We start from the raw sequence: 15,285 nt of genomic DNA, 5'->3' as shown, positions 1-15,285 counted from the left end.
GAGCGGATCGCCCGCGCCTTCCGGGCCGGGCTTCAGGCGATGGAGCTGGAGATCGTCCCCCAGGATCCCGCCTGGGCCGCCGTCACCTTGAGCGTCATCTATTACCCGGATGGGGTCGACGATCGCCTGCTTCGGGAGATCAAGCAGTCCGGCGTGACGGTCGCGGGGGCCATCCACCCAGCGCTGCGCGGCCGTTCCTTCCGGGTGGGCCATATGGGGGAGATCGGCCTGCCGGCCCTCCTCCAGACCCTCAGCGCGATCAAGATCGCCCTGCGCCCCCTGGGCCATCCCGTCGCTCCAGGGCGGGGGTCGCCGCGGCCCAAACGGAAGGGACCCGCTGGGTGTGGGCCGCCTTGAGGGGCTCCACACCCCCACGACGAATTTCCCCCGGAACGGGCCTGCCCCGCCTCCAAAGCCCTCGAGGAACCTGCCCCATCGGCTTCCCCCCGTGCGAACCCTCATCCGAATTCCCTGCCGAAAAGCACTGTTTATAATCCCCGAAGCGCAAGAAACTTAAATTGGATCGGATGAGCATATTCTGAGATCCCCATCCATCCCAGACAACCCGGGTCCCATGGATAAACCGGGAGGCTGAGATGAAAATTTACATTAATCGGGATTTGTGTACAGGAAGCCTCCCCTTCTGCATTCGGTGCTTCGCCTTCCTCGCTGACCATCCGATGGGGGTAGATCGCCCCTGCATCACCCAGATCCTCCCCAACAACGGAGAGACGGTCACCTTCATCATCCGAACGGAAGGGGAGACCGTGACGCTGACGCTGGATGAGGCCACCCGCGAGCGAGTCATCACCGAAGGTTGGGACGCCCTCGTCCCATTCATTCCATCCTTCTTCCGAGCTTAAACGGCCATGCGCAAGCGGGCGCCCCAGCCCCGGATAGGAGATCTACGCCAAAGCGAAAAGGCTGGGGACTTATGAGATCTGTTCGATAGGCTGCGGAAAAAGGGGAGAGAGGACCGCCTCGCCCTCAGCGTGTGATTGTTGCGTCCTGCGCTGTTGCAAACCACAGAGGAGGTCATCCCAACTCAGGGCGACGAGCTTTCGATTCGCGGAATCTCCGTGAGGGGCAGGCCGCTTACGTGGCCCGCCCCCCCCACAGAAAATTTGATCTTTGCAACAAAGCGCTTGCATCCTATTAGGGTGAAATCCGCACATCGGCCGGCATCCCCGCTTTCAACCGACCTTCCGGGTTGGGGACGCGCACGGTCACGGCGAAGACCAGAGCCTGACGTTCCTCACGGGTCTGCACGTTGCGCGGGGTGAAGGTGGCCTCCGGGGCAATCCGCGCGATCACCCCTGGAAACCGTTCCCCTGGAAAAGCGTCCACTTGAACCCATACCGGCTGCCCCACCCGCAGACGACCCAGAAGGCCCACCGGCACATAGATCGTCACTTCCAAAGGATCGATCGCGCTCAGGCTGAGAACCGGCTGTCCGGCTCGAACGGTTTCCCCCACATGGGCCAAGTGTTCGGACACGGTGGCTGTGAAGGGCGCGGTGAGACGAAGCCGCTCCACCTGCAGGCGGAGTAGATCCCGACGCGCCTCCGTCAGGGCCACCGCGGCCCGGGCCTGATCCCGCTCCCACGAGGCCGGTCCGTTCCGGGCGCGATCGAAACGAGCCTGCGCCGCTCGAAGGGCCGCTTCGGCCGCCCGCATCCGGGCTTCCGCCAGGTGAACCTGGGCTTGCAGGGAAAGCGGCCGTTGACGGATGGCCAGCAAACCCTCCAGACGAGCGCGAGCGGCATCCCGCTCTGCCACCGCCGCCCGCAGCGCCGCCTCCGCAGCCCTCACTTGCTGATCGACGACCTCCCGTTGATCGAAGGGAAGGCGATCGCGATCCGCCCATGCCTTCTCCAGATCCGCCCGGGCCCGCTCCACCCCCTGCTCGGCCATCGCCAACGCCGCTTTCGCCTCCAGAATCTGCCGCTCCAGCTCTTGAGGCTCATGCAGCTGCCGGAGCAGCGCCTGCCATGCCTGCACAGCCGCTTGATACTCCGCCTCCGCCTGGCGGACCTGAGCGGCCAGCACAGCCTGCTGCTCCAGCGAGGCCCCCGCTTCCAACGCGGCCGCCTCCGCCCGGGCAGCGGCCAGCGCCGCCTCCGCCTCCAGCAACTGCTGGGCCAGGACGGGATCCTCCAGCTCCGCGACCGCTTCCCCGGGCTTCGCCACCGCGCCCTCGTCGACCAACCAACGCACCGTCCCGCTCACCTCGGCGGAGAGCTCTATGCTTCGCCCCATTAAAGTTCCGGAGAACACCGATTCCGTTCCCAACCCGCCTGAGGCCGGCCTGGAAAGCCACCATACCCCGATGAGCGCAACGATCCCTCCCGCCAGGAATACCCGCACGATGAGCGGCCTGCGCATCTTCCATCCTCCATCCACCCAAGCTTCTGCTTCGTTCACAGCGTCCCTCTCACGGCACTTCCACATCCGCCGGCATACCGGCCTTCAAGCGGCCATCCGGATTCTCCAGGCGGATGCGAACAGCGAAGGTTAGATGAGCCCGCTCTTCCTGAGTCTGGATGTTGCGAGGAGTAAAGGAAGCCTCCTCAGCCACATGGGTGATCACCCCCTCAAAACGCTCGCCGGGGAACCCTTCTACCGTGACCGGGACCTTCATGCCGGGACGCACCCGTCCGAGGGCGGTCTCGGGGATATAAACGGTCAGCGTGAGGATCCGAAGGTCCACCAGTTGCATTACCCGGGTCCCCGGCGCCACCAACTCCCCAGGCTCCACCGTCCGCATGGCCACCATCCCATCCTGGGGGGCCCGTAAGGAATAGCGCCCCCGCCGAGCCTTTAACGCTTCCAGGGCTGCCTCGGCCTGGCGCAACCGGGCCCGGGCAGCCTCCCGCTGCTCGGCCGTTGCCCCGGCTTGCAGGGCAGCCAGACGAGCCTGGGCCACTTCCAGCGCGGCCTCCGCCGTTCGATAACGGCCCTCCGCCTCCACCGCCTGCGCCCTCAGCGCCAGCGGGTCCTTCACCATGGCATTCAGGTGGTTTTGCATAGCCAGGCTGCCATCGTAGGCCGCCCCCGCCCGGTTCACCTCCGCCCACGCCGCCCAGTAGGCATATGGGGCATCCAGCACCTCGGCCGGCAACGGCGGGCGCAGGTTGGGAGGAAGCTGTTCCCAATTTCGAATCGCCGCCTCCGCTCGGTTCTTCAGGATCTCCGCGATGTCCTTCATCGCCACGGCCTGCTCCAGCCGCGCCTGGGCGGCGCGGGCTTGGGCGGCCGCGACGGCTTGCTGGAGCTTCAATTCCTGAGGCTCCCGGAGCATCGCCAGGGCATCCTGCCAGGCCTGATAAGCACCATCCCGCAGCGCCCGGGCCTGATCCACCAGCGCCATCGCTTCCCGGAGCTCCTCCTCCCGGGGGCCCGCCTCCAGGGCGTGCAGCGCGGCTCGCGCCTGGGCCACTTGGGCCTCCGCCATCCGGATCTGCGCCTCCAGGAAGGCCGGGTCCAGATCCACTAAGGGTTGGCCCGCCCGGACGGCATCTCCTTCCTCGACCCATACGCGGAGGGCCCGGCCCCCTTCCACCGCGATCACATCCACCGTTTGGGCTTCCAGATACCCAGAAGCGATCAGCGGCCGGCTCGTCATGGGCCGGCATGCGCTGATGAACAGCAGAAAACCGATCGATAACGCGGGGATTCCCTTACGCATTGGACTTACCTCTCCTCCTTGCAGAAATCACTCGCAGCCGCCGCGCTTAAACCTTCTGTTTCGTGAACCCTCGTTCCTGTTCAATCACCCACAGAAAGACATCCTCCAGAGAAGGCACCACGCGTTCCACTGACCGAACCTCCAGCCCCGCCGCCTCCAGGCGTCCCCGTATGGCCTCCAGGGAAACGTCCGGCTCACGAAGGCAGGCGTGGATCCGCGCGCCGTGGAGGGCCACATACTGAACGATCGGCCATCCCCGCAGAACGGCCAGCGCATGATCCAGCGGGATCGCTGTGATCTCCAGCACGCTTCCCAGATCGGGCATGACCTTCAACTCGGACGGCGCCCCCTCTAGGAGAAGGTGGCCGTTGTGGATGAGGGCCAAGCGTGAACATTGCTCCGCTTCATCCATGTAGTGGGTGGTAACAAACACGGTGATCCCTTGCTCCGCCAGCTGATAAAGCAGAGACCAGATCTCCCGCCGAGCCAAGGGATCCATCCCGGCCGTTGGCTCATCCAGAAACACGATCTCCGGCTCGTGCAACAGGGCCACCGCCAGAGCCACCCGCTGCCGCCAGCCACCGGCCAGGTGACGGATCAGACGCCGCTCCTGTCCGACCAGACCCAATCGCCCCAGCAGGCCGCGGATTCGATCCGCTAAGAACCGCGGGGGCAAGTTGTAAGCCGCCCCGTAAAATTGCAAGGTCTCCACCACAGAAAGATCCGGATACAGGCTGAACCGCTGGCTCACATAACCGATCCGCGGGCGGATCCGGGCGGTCTCGCGGGTCGCATCGTGCCCCAGCACCCATGCGCGCCCCGCCGAGGGCTTCAGCAATCCCAGCAGCATCCGGATGGTCGTGGTCTTCCCGGCGCCGTTGGGGCCCAAGAACCCGAAGATCTCCCCCCGGCGGACCTCGAAGGAGACATGATCGACCGCGGTGAAGGCCCCGAAGCGGCGGGTGAGCCCCTCCGCGCGGATCACCACCTCATCCATGAGCGCCCCCTTGACGCATGAGATGAGCGAACACCTCCTCCAGGCGGGGCGAGGCCCATCGCGCCTCTTGAACGGTGACGCCGGGAACGGCCCGCGCCGCGGCTGCCACCTCTTGGGGGGAAAGGCTCCCTTCCCGCACCACCAGCCGGACCCGATCGCCCAGGACCACCGCCTCCAGGACGCCTGGGTGATCCGCCAGCACGGCGTGGACCCGCAGGAGCGGCTGGGCGATGACCTCGATGACCGGGTGGCCCAGTGAAGCGCGAAGCCGGTCCGGGGTATCGATCGCCAGCATGCGCCCGTGATGCATCAGGGCTACCCGGGTGCAGCGCTCCGCCTCATCGAGGTATGGGGTGGTCACGATGATCGTGACTCCCTGAAGATGGAACTCACTGAGCAAATCCCACAATTCCCGCCGCGACACCGGGTCCACGCCGGTGGTCGGCTCGTCCAGGAGCAGAAGGCGAGGCCGATGGACCATGGCGCCGATCAGCGCCAGCTTCTTCTGCATCCCCCCGGAAAGGTGGGCGGCCCGCCGATCCGGAAATCGCTCCAAGCGGGCGAAGTGGAGCAGGCGCTCCACCCAGCCCGGATCCGAGATGCCATACATTGCGGCGAAGAAAACCAGGTTCTCCCGCACCGTCAGGTCGCCGTACAGGCTGAAGCTCTGGGGCATGTAGCCGAGCAGCGGCCGGACTTTTCCCAGCTCCCGGAGCGCATCGTGATCGAAAAGCCACAGGGAGCCCGCGTCCGGCCGCAGCGCCCCCGCGAGGATCCGCAGCAGGGTGGTCTTCCCTGCCCCATCCGGCCCGATGATCCCAAAGATCTCCCCCTCGCGGACGGTGAAGGAGAGATCCGCCAGCGCGCGGATGGGCCCAAACCGCTTCTCCAGATGTTCAACCCTTACAACGACCCGATCCATCTTATCCCCCTACTCCAGGTGCCTCCGGAAGCGCCGGGCGGCGAGCCCCATCACGGCGATCCCAAAAAGGGTCAGCGCCAACGCCTTGTCCCACAGAGGCTCGATCCCCACCCCCTTCACGATGATCCCGCGCAAGATCGCCAGCATATAGCGCAAGGGGATCACATAGCTGATCCATTGAAGGGCATGAGGCATCGCCTGAATGGGGAAGAGCAGGCCGGCCAGGAAGATCGAGGGGAGAAGGATGAAATAGGTTAACAGCATGGCTTCTCGCTGGGTGGAGGCCACGGTGGAGATCAACAACCCGAAACCGAGGGAGGAGAGCAGGAAAAGCCCGGAGAGCGCTAAGAGAAGCGCCAAGTTGCCGCGGATCGGCACACGGAACCAGAGAGCGCCCAGCGTGAGGATCAGGCCGAAGTCGACGAAGGCGATCAGCACATAGGGGACCACCTTTCCGATCACCAGCTCCACGGGGCGGATCGGGGTGACGATCAGCTGTTCCATCGTCCCCTGCTCCCGTTCCCGCACCATGGCCTGGGCGGTCAGCAGCATCGTCAGGAACTGAAGGATCGCGCCGATGAGCCCGGGGATCATATAGTTCGCGCTGCGCAGCTCGGGGTTGTACCAGACCCGAGGGCGTGGATCCAGCCCAGGCATCCGCTGAGGATCTAAGTTGAGCGCCCGGCGGAGGATGCGGGTGGAATGATTTTGCGCGATCGAGAGGGCGGCGGCATAGGCGTTGTTCGCCACCGTGGGGTCGCTTCCGTCGATCACCAGGCCGACAGTGGCCGGCCGGCCGGCCAGGACATCCGCGCCGTATCCCTTTGGGATCAGGAGGGCTGCCTGAGCCGTCCCTGCATCCAGCATGCGGGCGAGATCCTCCTCTCGCTCCACATAGCCGATGATCCGGAACGTGTCCACCGCGCGGTAGGCGTCCACCAGCTCCCGGCTCTGGGGCGTGCGATCCCAATCCAGGATCACCATAGGGACGTGCCGGACATCGGTCGTCGCCGCGTAGCCCAGCAGAAACAGCTGGACCACCGGGATCAGGAACATGACCGCCAGCGTCCGGGGATCCCGCAGGATGTGCAGCGCCTCCTTATAGATCACCGCACCGATGCGACGAAACATCGGAACACTCCCCGCCGTCTTGTTTGGGTGCTTTTTCCATAGAAGCTGGAAGGCACTCTAGCGCCCGTTTGCAAACGGGAAACTCACCGTTCCCTGTTCCTATGCTGTTTCGGGATGGTGGGGTTTAAGATCCCATGTAGATAAACCTCCAGCGCCTCCGCGAACAGTTGATCGATCGGCGCTGGAGAGCGGATCCGCAACAGGCGGCTCAGGAGGATCTGGGAGAGCAGGAGGCCCATCCATAATTGCGCCCCCACCTGAGGGTCGAAAGGCCGAAGGAGACCCCTGGCCTGCTGGGCAGTGAGATAGGCGGCGACGGCCCGGAGGCCCGGACGGATGGCCCGGGTGACGAACACCCGGCGAACCCTTTCATTGCGGATCGCCTCCGGAAGGAGCAGGCGCATCGCCGCGACCATCGTCGGATCCCGGGCCAGGGCCTTTCCCAATTCCACGATCTGGGACAAAAACCGCTGCGGGGGAGCATCCTCCATCGTTCGAGCCATCTGCTGAAGCGGGAAGACAAACGATTTGGCTTCCACCACGGCCCGGAACAAGTCCTCCTTGTTGCGAAAATACCAATAGATCAGGCCCGGGGAGATCCCTGCCCTCCGCGCGATCTCGCGATTCGAGGTCCCCTTGAACCCCTTGCGGACGAACACCTGAAAAGCTGCCTCGATGATCCGTTGGCGCGTTTCTTCTTTTTTTCGCTTTCGAAAGCCCCTCATCGCGCCTTCCCCGTGGAAATTAACGGCCTGATTTCTGAATATATCATTGATTGATCGATCAATCAAATCTTAAGTTGCAGCGTTATATCTGTCAAGGGCATGTTTCAGGCTTGCCTCGCCCGGGGGATCCTCATAAACTCAGCAAGGGGGAGCCATTGAGGAGGCCGCGCGAATGGAACACCCGCTGAAAGCGGAAGTGATTGTGGTGGGCACCGGCCCCGGTGGAGCCACGGTGGCCCGCGAACTGGCCCGGGCCGGCCGAAAGGTGCTGCTCCTGGAGCGCGGCCGCCCCGAGCGCCATCGCCTGCTCTACGGAACCCATCTAGGGGCGCTGCGATATACGGAGCGTGGAGGGCTCTTCTTCACCCCCGAGGGGATCCAAGTGGTGGTCCCCTCGATGGTCGGCGGGGCCACCGGGATGTTCGCGGGCTGCGCGGCCCCGCCGCCCCCTTGGCTTCACGAGAAATACGGAATCGATCTCCACCTGGAAGTGGCCGAAACCGTCGAGGAGCTGGGGATCGCCCCCTTGCCCCCCGAGCAGCGCGGGGCCGCTTCGACCCGCCTGGCCGAGGCCGCTCGTGCGCTGGGCTACGCCGTTTACCCGCAACCCAAGTTCATCCGCCCGGACCGGACCCCCCGGTTTCACTGCGGTGCCCACTGCCTCCTGGGATGCCGCTGCGGGGCGAAGTGGAGCGCGGCGGAATTCGTGGAGGAGGCAGTGCAGGCCGGCGCCCTCCTCGTGACCCGAGCCCATGTGGAACGGGTCCTGATCGAGGATGGCCGTGCGGTCGGCGTGGCCGGCCGCCTGGCCGGCCGGCCCTTCATGGCACGGGCGGAGCACATCGTGCTGGCTGCGGGAGGCTTGGGCACCCCTCGCATCCTCCAGGCCTCCAGCCTGCGGGGGGCTGGGGAGCGGATGGCCATGGACCTCACGGTCATCGTCTACGGCCTGACGCGAGAGCAGGGAAACGCCCTGGATCCCCCGATGACCTGGTCGTGGGAAGACCACGAGCTGGGGGTGATGTTCAGCACGCTGGTGGATCCGTGGCTGCTTTACCCGGTGATCGCTGGCATGCGAGGCCTGCGCCCGTTGGCCGCCTGGCCCCGATGGAAGCACCTGCTCGGGGTGATGATCAAGCTGAAAGACAGCCTCTCCGGCCACGTGCGGCCCGACGGAACGCTCTCCAAGCCGCTCCTCCCGGAGGACCGGGAGCGTTTGCAAGAGGCAGAGCGGGCGGCGCGGCGCATCCTGCGGGAAGCCGGGGCGAAGCCGGACTGGATCTTCTCCTCCCCCTTGCGTGGAACCCACCCCAGTGCCACCGTCCGCATCGGGGATCTGGTGGACGTGGATCTACAAACCGAGATCCCCGGGCTCTACGTCTGCGACGCCAGCGTGTTCCCGGAGGCCCTGGGGCGGCCCACGGTGCTGACGATCATCGCCTTGGGGAAACGCCTGGCCCGCCAGATGCTCAAGCGGATCTGAAAAAGCAAAGGGGCGCAAGATGGACGCTGAAGCGCTCGCCCGACGTCTGGAGGAGATCCCACGGGTTCGATTGGTGCACGAGCCAACGCCTCTGGAGCTCCTCCCTCGGCTCAGCGCGGCGATCGGCCGACCGGTTTACCTCAAGCGGGATGATGCCATTGGGCCGGCGATGGGCGGAAACAAAGCCCGCAAGCTGGAATATCTGCTGGCCGATGCCCTGCGCCGGGGCCATCGCCGCGTGGTCACCTACGGCGGCCCCCAATCCAACCACGCCCGGATCACCGCCGCCGCCGCCCGGCGCCTCGGCCTGGAGCCCCATCTCTTCTACTTCGCGCCCCGTCCGCCCCGCCTGACCGGCAACCTCCTGCTGAACGATCTCCTCGAGGCCCATATGCATTTCCTTCCTTTCGGCGGCACCTCCCGGCCCCGCTCCATCGCCTGGACGGACTTTCTGGTCCGTCTGTTGGCCTGGTTGCGGGTGGGCCCCCACTATTTCATCCCGGTCGGTGGGCGCTCCGTCCTGGGCGGGTTGGGCTACGTGCGGGCGGCCATGGAGCTGCACCAACAGGCCCAGGCGGAGGGCCTGGGAAGCGCATGGGTGGTGGTGGCCGTGGGAACCGGTGGGACGCTGGCCGGATTGTGGGCAGGTCTGACGCTGCTTCAGTCGCCGTTGCGCCTGCTCGGCATCGACGTGGGAGCCTTGTGGAAAAACTTCCCTAAGACGATCGCCCGCCTGGCCGAGCAGATCTGCGCCCGCCTGGGGGAGCCACACCGGTTCCCCATCACCGAGGTCCCGCTGATCGAGCGGACCTATGTGGGCCCCGGTTACGGCGTGCCCTCCCCTCAGGGGAACGAGGCGCTGCGGCGATTGGCCCGAACGGAGGGAATCCTCCTGGACCCGATCTACACCGCCAAGGCGTTCGCCGGCATGTTGGATCGGATCGAGAACGGCCAGCTGGGGGAACGGGAGCCGGTGATCTTCCTGCATACCGGCGGGCTGCCCGCTCTATTCGCATTCGAAGGGTAGACATGCGCCGGGCGATCGGGCGGAGCATGGAAGGCTCAATCCGCGGGGGGCAGGAGCGGCATGCGCCACCGGGGGAGCGGCGTCCGCGGGGCTTCCCGGGCGACCAGCATGACGCTCGCCACCATGAACAGCGCGCCGACCCACTGGATCGGCGTCAGGCGCTCACCGAGCAACCCCACCGCTAACGTCACCGTCACCAAGATCTCCATCACAGTCAGCAACGCCGTCTGGGTGCCCCCCAGCCGTTTCACCCCCATGAACATCCCCAGCCGCGAGAGCATGAGGACCGCTGCCATGGCGAGGATCGGACCGAGGGCGGCTGTGGGAACCTCGGAATGGGCGCCTCCGAAGATCCATCCGGCAACCGGGGCAAAAGCCGCCATCGCGGTCAGCGCATAAAGGGTCAGGGTTTGAGCCGGCATTTCATAGAGAACCCGTTGGCTGAGCACCACGTGCAGGGCGTAAAAGCCGCTGGAGAGCAACACCAGAAGCACACCGAGGAGATCAGGCCTCCCCTGAAAACGACCTAGCAGCAGCAGGAGACCTACGCTGGCCAGGAGCATTCGCAAGCGGGTGAGGCCCGGGATCGACTCGCCGTTCAGGCGGATCATCAAGGCCACCAGAACAGGATACATGGAGTAGATCAGGTGGGCCACCGCCGCATCCAGTCGGTGGAGGCCCAGATAATAGAAAATCGATCCCAGCGCGTTGGTAAATCCCACCGCCATACATCCCAGCAGGCCGACCGGATAGATGTAAAGATAACGACGCCAGCGTGGGTGGATCAGGTACAGCGCCCAGAGGACAAGGGCGGCCAGTCCGGTGCGCAGGATGACCACCGCGGTGGGATCGGCGCCTGCCTGATAGGCCAATTTGGCCAGGATCGGCGCTCCCCCCAACATGATCGCCGAGAACAGCGCCGCCAGAACCCCCTGCCATTCCATCGCCACCTCAGTCGGTTGACAAGTGTACCCTTAAACCTGGTTGCCCCTTGACCTCCCGAGGCTCATGCCGCACCGTAAAGCCGGAGGATCGCTTGGATCTGGGCGATGAGCATCCCGCGCCACGCCACCCCGGTCCGCCACCCGCCCGGACACGACACTGCATCCAGTTCCTCATGGCCCTTCACCGCTTCGATCCCCAACCCGAGATGCTCTAGGAGGTATGCGGTCAACCACGCCGCCGCGGTCAACTGCGGCTCGCCGGGAGGCCGCTGGCTGAAATCCCCGATCAACCCGATGCTCACGGTCGTCGCATTATGTGCTCTGACATGAGAAACCGCTGCGGTCAGCGGCTGGATCCGATAAAGCGTGCCATCGGCCCCCACCAGGAAGTGATAGCCCGCCCCGGGCAATCCGAGCCGCTCGACCTGAAAAGCAGCGATCTGAGCAGGAGTCACCTCCCCATCAGTCCCTGTTTGGTGAAGAACCACATATTGAATGACCCCCAGTGGCCGGAGGGGAAAGGAGGACCCCGGCCGGGTGGGGAGGCTTCCGACCAGATCCCGCCACACCGGCTCCGGCAGCCCGGGCACGGGCATACGGACCTCTTCCAGGATCCGGCGGACCCTCTCCCGGATCCCCGCGCTCAGGGAGGAAAGACGATCCAGGCGATCATGATCCGGCGGAGCTTCAGAGTGTTCCCCAAATCGATCTCCCAGAGGGAAAAGCTCCCGTACGGTTTGGATCTGGGATGGCCCCAACCGGAGGCGGGTGAGCAACCACGCGCAGAGACGAGCGACACAATCGATTTGAGGGGAGAGAGGCGGCTGATCCTTGCCCCACCCCGCCAACGCGATCCCCAAGCTCACACGCCCGTAACCGCCTGCATGATCCGTCATCGCTTCGAGAGGGAGCGTCCAAAAGACCTGACCATCGGCCATCACATAGAAGTGATAAGGAAAGCCAGGGCGATCCCCCTGCTCCACCAGGAACGCCGCCAAGGCTTCAGGCCGCAAATCCCCGGGGATATCCAGAGGATGCAGGATCAACCAGCGGATCAGCTCGGGAGGGCGCCGTGGCCATGGCGCGTGCCGCCGCCGGGGGAGGAGGGGCTCCATCCATTGCAGAGAGAGGTTTAAACGCTCCAGATCCTCATCCGCCCATCGTCGGGGCACGATGGGAACGGCCCATGGATCCCCTTCCACCCGCACATCGATGGCCCGGACCCATCCGGCGTGTTCGCCGAACCGAACACGCCACCACCCTCGATCCGCGGTGATCATCTCGGCGACCCCCCGCTGCCCTTCTGGAAGCTCCATGAAGGCCGATGCCTGGGAGGAAGGGAACAGACGCAGGCTCGCCGGGCGGCGCATGGAGAGTGATACCGGACCGGATGGGTGCAGCGGGACATCTTGGAGATCCCCCTGGAGGGCGAGCGCATCCCGAGGCACCCACCCCTGGCGGCCGGTCTCCGGCTGGAGCCAAGCACACCACCCGTTATCCTCGGTCCGCGCGATCACCACACCCGCGGCTCCCTTGGGGGCAGGATTCCCGAAAGCTTCCCCACCCGGGTGATGCCGCAGCCGGGTTTCTTGCCGAAGGATCGCGCGGGGGAAGCGGCTGAGTCCCACATCCCACCGGAAACGCGCCGCGAGGGCGCGATCCAGGTCGTCCAGCAAACGCTCTTTGCCCTCCATGAACCAGGGATCAACACGTTGCCATCGGTACAGGACCAGACATCGAATCGGGGGGTGTGCTGGATCGGCGTTCCAACGGTGGATCTCCGCATAGGCCTCATAGATCCATCCGGTATCTGCATCCGGCCATGGGATCGGCTTCCCCCCCTGATCGCCCATAGAGGCTTCCGTGATGAAGATCGGCAGATGGCGAAGATGAGGTGGTATGGCCTCGATGAAATCCTGATAAACGCGGAAGCCGGCGCGGCGGACCTCATATGGCGGCGGACAGCGAATCTCCGCGCTCAGGGAACGGGGATCCGGGCTCTGGCTCACGACGTGGAGGGCGATGCCATCGAGATCCGTTCCGAGGGCGGCCAGGAGATCATGGAAGTAGACCACCCAGTCGCCGGTGGGGTTGCCCGGGTAGCGGAGCACCGCGGTGAAGGGGGCCACCGCCGCTGGGATCACCCAATCGTCCTCGTGGCCGGGCTGGTTGCGGATCCATTCCCGACATCTTCGGAAACAATCCGCATAGCGTTCCGGCGTGATCCACTCCACCGCCTCGCATCGTCCGTCGGAGAGTTCAATACAGGCACCGGGCTGTTGCTGAGGATGATTGGGCTCGTTCCCGATGATCCAGAGATGAGCCCCGGGGGACGCGGCGACGAATCGGGCACAACGGCGGGCGAAGGCTTCATAGCGGCTCGAAGGCGGGAGGGTCCCGTTCGGGTAGCGGCCGTGGTTCAGCACCACGATCACCCCAAAACCTGCATCCGCCCAGGCCTGATAAGTCGATCCGCGACCGCTTGTATCCTCCGGATCGGCTCCGATCGTTTCCTCGAAAACCACCCATCCGGTCAAGCCGGCCCTGTGCAATCGCTCCCGCCACGGGCCGGGATCATGGATCCCGTAGAGGTAGACTGGCCAGGGGTTCCCTGTCATATCCGGCTCCTTCGTAGGGAGAACAGGCGCCTGAGCGCCGTTCGTCTTTTTCGCCCTCTCTGGCGATCAATGTTCTTCATAAAGGAAACCCGCGCGCACGAGGAAGCGGCGAACCCGCCCCCGGAATTCCGGCTCAAAGAGCATTGGGTCGGCGGTGGTCAGAATCGCCTGCTCCACATCCTCCAGCGCACGGAGCAGATATCGCCGTCGATCCTCATCCAGCTCCGCCATCACCTCATCCAGCAAGAGCACCGGGCTTTCCTGGAAAATTGATGTCAGCCAGCGCGCCGCGGCCAATTTAAACGCCAGGATCGCCGTTCGCTGCTGCCCCCGCGAGCCGTAAAGGCCCAGATCCACCCCATCCATGATAAAGCGCAGATCATCCCGGTGAGGGCCGATGCGCGTGGTGCCCCGCCGGATATCCAGCGCCCGCTCACGAAGGAGAACGCGCTGGAAAGCTTCCCTCAGCGAAGCCTCCTGAAGCGCCTCCCCCCATGCCATCATCCCCATGGCCATCTGCCCACCGGCCTGAAATGGATCGAAGCTCGGCACATACCGCAGCATCAGAGGCTCCCCACCGCTGAGCGCTTTGTGGATGTCTTCCGCATATCGAGCGATGGCTTGCAGGGCACGAATCCGCTGTTCGATCAGAGGGGCCCCATAACGGGCCACCGATTCATCCCACAGGTCCAGTTGAGCCGGATCGCCGCCCTCTTCCTGGAGGCGGCGGAGCAGAGCGTTGCGTTGGGAGAGGGCCCGCTGGTAAGCCGCCAGCGTCCGAGCGAAGGCCGGAGAGGTTTGAGCGATGAGAAGATCCAGAAGCCGCCGCCGCTCCGAAGGCGGCCCTCCCACCACCTCAACATCTTGGGGGGTGAACAGAACCACCGCTGCCTGTCCAAAGAGATCCAGCACCCGTTGGGGAGCTCCGTTAATGCGGACCTGCTTGCGGACCGAGGCGGTCTCCGGAGATCGAGGGCTCGTTTCCTTGTCTGCGACCAAGACAATCTCCAAGCGGACGGGTCCATCTTTGCGTACGAACTCAGCGATCAAGCGGGCGAACGGCATAGGATCCCGCCAGGCGGCCCAATGGATCAACTCGCGATCGTTGCTGGTGCGGAAGGAATGGCCTGTGACGACGCAAGCGATGGCCTCCAGAAGATTCGACTTCCCCTGGGCGTTCCCGCCGTAGACCATGCTCACCCGCGGCTCCAAGCGCCACTCGAGCCGCGCGTAGTTCCGAAACTGGGTCAGGCTAAGGGACCGAAGCCACATTCCCACCTCACTCCGCTCTTGCCTCTTCCTCACCTCCCCAACACGCAGGGGGCTGCGCGATCGGGGAAGTCGCGCGCCTTGGATTATTGCGAATGTCAGTCGTCACAAGCCAAACTATAATCATAGCAGAACCCGGGCTGCAGGGATAATGGACACAAGGAGCAGCCTGGTTCTTATGGTGCTCATTGGGGGACTGTTCTCTCTCATCTGCCTTGCCCCGCCCACTGCCTTCCCTATCCAGACACGGGCGCTAATGAAATCTAAGATCTAATAAGTTAATCCGTACATTCCATGCTGAGGATACGCCGTGGGGGAAATGGTAAGTTAATTTCTGGATTCCATAAATGTCCCTATGACAAACCAAGGTGGGGAGCAGAGGCAGGACGTTGGGGAAGAAAAACAGCTTTCAAGTGGGCAGCGGTGGTCATGTCATTCGGTAATGGTAATTTTTCTTCGTGGGGTGTGGGCCGCCTTCGGC

General features: G+C 64.7%; 12 protein-coding genes and 1 pseudogene. 4 read left to right on the top strand and 9 right to left on the bottom strand.

Annotation, left to right across the window (positions count from 1 at the left end; translation table 11 throughout):
- Window positions 1–357, top strand: a pseudogene (locus tag ACFMO5_RS09405) (hypothetical protein); the annotation flags it as partial.
- Between the two features lie 239 nt (window positions 358–596).
- On the top strand, window positions 597–863 hold the full coding sequence (locus tag ACFMO5_RS09400; protein ID WP_376792492.1) for a hypothetical protein: 267 nt from the start codon (window positions 597–599) through the stop codon (window positions 861–863).
- 292 nt (window positions 864–1,155) lie between these two features.
- Here ACFMO5_RS09400 and ACFMO5_RS09395 read toward each other — a convergent pair whose 3' ends face one another.
- From ACFMO5_RS09395 to ACFMO5_RS09370, 6 genes are all read right to left on the bottom strand, one after another.
- Entirely contained in the window at window positions 1,156–2,385 is a 1,230-nt protein-coding gene (locus ACFMO5_RS09395; RefSeq protein ID WP_376792491.1) for an HlyD family secretion protein, read from the bottom strand.
- Window positions 2,386–2,434: 49 nt separating this feature from the next.
- Window positions 2,435–3,688 carry an HlyD family secretion protein gene (locus ACFMO5_RS09390; RefSeq protein WP_376792490.1) on the bottom strand — a complete coding sequence of 418 codons (1,254 nt, stop codon included), beginning with the start codon at window positions 3,686–3,688 and terminating at the stop codon, window positions 2,435–2,437.
- Window positions 3,689–3,734: 46 nt separating this feature from the next.
- Window positions 3,735–4,685: an ABC transporter ATP-binding protein gene (locus tag ACFMO5_RS09385; RefSeq protein ID WP_376792489.1), complete on the bottom strand. Its 951-nt coding sequence runs from the start codon at window positions 4,683–4,685 to the stop codon at window positions 3,735–3,737.
- A complete protein-coding gene (locus ACFMO5_RS09380; protein ID WP_376792488.1) occupies window positions 4,678–5,607 on the bottom strand; it encodes an ABC transporter ATP-binding protein in 930 nt (309 codons plus the stop codon). Before ACFMO5_RS09380 ends, ACFMO5_RS09385 begins: the two co-directional genes overlap by 8 nt.
- A 9-nt stretch (window positions 5,608–5,616) precedes the next feature.
- Window positions 5,617–6,738, bottom strand: a complete 1,122-nt coding sequence (locus ACFMO5_RS09375; RefSeq protein WP_376792487.1) for an ABC transporter permease — start codon at window positions 6,736–6,738, stop codon at window positions 5,617–5,619.
- A gap of 83 nt (window positions 6,739–6,821) precedes the next feature.
- The gene (locus ACFMO5_RS09370; protein WP_376792486.1) at window positions 6,822–7,463 is read right to left on the bottom strand and encodes a TetR/AcrR family transcriptional regulator; all 642 of its coding nucleotides are present in this window, start codon (window positions 7,461–7,463) and stop codon (window positions 6,822–6,824) included.
- 172 nt (window positions 7,464–7,635) lie between these two features.
- Here ACFMO5_RS09370 and ACFMO5_RS09365 point away from each other — a divergent pair, with 172 nt between their 5' ends.
- Window positions 7,636–8,946, top strand: a complete 1,311-nt coding sequence (locus ACFMO5_RS09365) for an FAD-dependent oxidoreductase (RefSeq protein ID WP_376792485.1) — start codon at window positions 7,636–7,638, stop codon at window positions 8,944–8,946.
- A 19-nt stretch (window positions 8,947–8,965) separates the two neighbouring features.
- Window positions 8,966–9,973, top strand: coding sequence for a 1-aminocyclopropane-1-carboxylate deaminase/D-cysteine desulfhydrase (locus ACFMO5_RS09360; RefSeq protein ID WP_376792484.1), 1,008 nt, complete (start codon window positions 8,966–8,968; stop codon window positions 9,971–9,973).
- Between the two features lie 35 nt (window positions 9,974–10,008).
- Here the strand turns inward: ACFMO5_RS09360 and ACFMO5_RS09355 are convergent, their stop codons facing one another.
- The 3 genes from ACFMO5_RS09355 to recF form a co-directional block, all read right to left on the bottom strand.
- Window positions 10,009–10,917, bottom strand: a complete 909-nt coding sequence (locus ACFMO5_RS09355) for a DMT family transporter (RefSeq protein WP_376792483.1) — start codon at window positions 10,915–10,917, stop codon at window positions 10,009–10,011.
- A gap of 62 nt (window positions 10,918–10,979) precedes the next feature.
- On the bottom strand, window positions 10,980–13,535 hold the full coding sequence (locus tag ACFMO5_RS09350; RefSeq protein ID WP_376792482.1) for an N-acetylmuramoyl-L-alanine amidase: 2,556 nt from the start codon (window positions 13,533–13,535) through the stop codon (window positions 10,980–10,982).
- A gap of 66 nt (window positions 13,536–13,601) precedes the next feature.
- Window positions 13,602–14,807, bottom strand: a complete 1,206-nt coding sequence (gene recF, locus ACFMO5_RS09345) for a DNA replication/repair protein RecF (protein ID WP_376792481.1) — start codon at window positions 14,805–14,807, stop codon at window positions 13,602–13,604.
- Window positions 14,808–15,285: the final 478 nt, after the last annotated feature.

It is taken from the genome of Thermoflexus sp. (genome assembly GCF_042408365.1).
Taxonomy (GTDB): domain Bacteria; phylum Chloroflexota; class Anaerolineae; order Thermoflexales; family Thermoflexaceae; genus Thermoflexus.
This window is presented reverse-complemented; position numbering and strand designations above follow the sequence as displayed.

Excerpts from the sequence above, each read along its gene's own strand:
- ACFMO5_RS09400 (WP_376792492.1), top strand. The coding sequence starts at position 597 with ATGAAAATTTACATTAATCGGGATTTGTGTACAGGAAGCCTCCCCTTC.
- ACFMO5_RS09395 (WP_376792491.1), bottom strand. The coding sequence starts at position 2,385 with ATGCGCAGGCCGCTCATCGTGCGGGTATTCCTGGCGGGAGGGATCGTT.
- ACFMO5_RS09390 (WP_376792490.1), bottom strand. The coding sequence starts at position 3,688 with ATGCGTAAGGGAATCCCCGCGTTATCGATCGGTTTTCTGCTGTTCATC.
- ACFMO5_RS09385 (WP_376792489.1), bottom strand. The coding sequence starts at position 4,685 with ATGGATGAGGTGGTGATCCGCGCGGAGGGGCTCACCCGCCGCTTCGGG.
- ACFMO5_RS09380 (WP_376792488.1), bottom strand. The coding sequence starts at position 5,607 with ATGGATCGGGTCGTTGTAAGGGTTGAACATCTGGAGAAGCGGTTTGGG.
- ACFMO5_RS09375 (WP_376792487.1), bottom strand. The coding sequence starts at position 6,738 with ATGTTTCGTCGCATCGGTGCGGTGATCTATAAGGAGGCGCTGCACATC.
- ACFMO5_RS09370 (WP_376792486.1), bottom strand. The coding sequence starts at position 7,463 with ATGAGGGGCTTTCGAAAGCGAAAAAAAGAAGAAACGCGCCAACGGATC.
- ACFMO5_RS09365 (WP_376792485.1), top strand. The coding sequence starts at position 7,636 with ATGGAACACCCGCTGAAAGCGGAAGTGATTGTGGTGGGCACCGGCCCC.
- ACFMO5_RS09360 (WP_376792484.1), top strand. The coding sequence starts at position 8,966 with ATGGACGCTGAAGCGCTCGCCCGACGTCTGGAGGAGATCCCACGGGTT.
- ACFMO5_RS09355 (WP_376792483.1), bottom strand. The coding sequence starts at position 10,917 with ATGGAATGGCAGGGGGTTCTGGCGGCGCTGTTCTCGGCGATCATGTTG.
- ACFMO5_RS09350 (WP_376792482.1), bottom strand. The coding sequence starts at position 13,535 with ATGACAGGGAACCCCTGGCCAGTCTACCTCTACGGGATCCATGATCCC.
- recF (WP_376792481.1), bottom strand. The coding sequence starts at position 14,807 with ATGTGGCTTCGGTCCCTTAGCCTGACCCAGTTTCGGAACTACGCGCGG.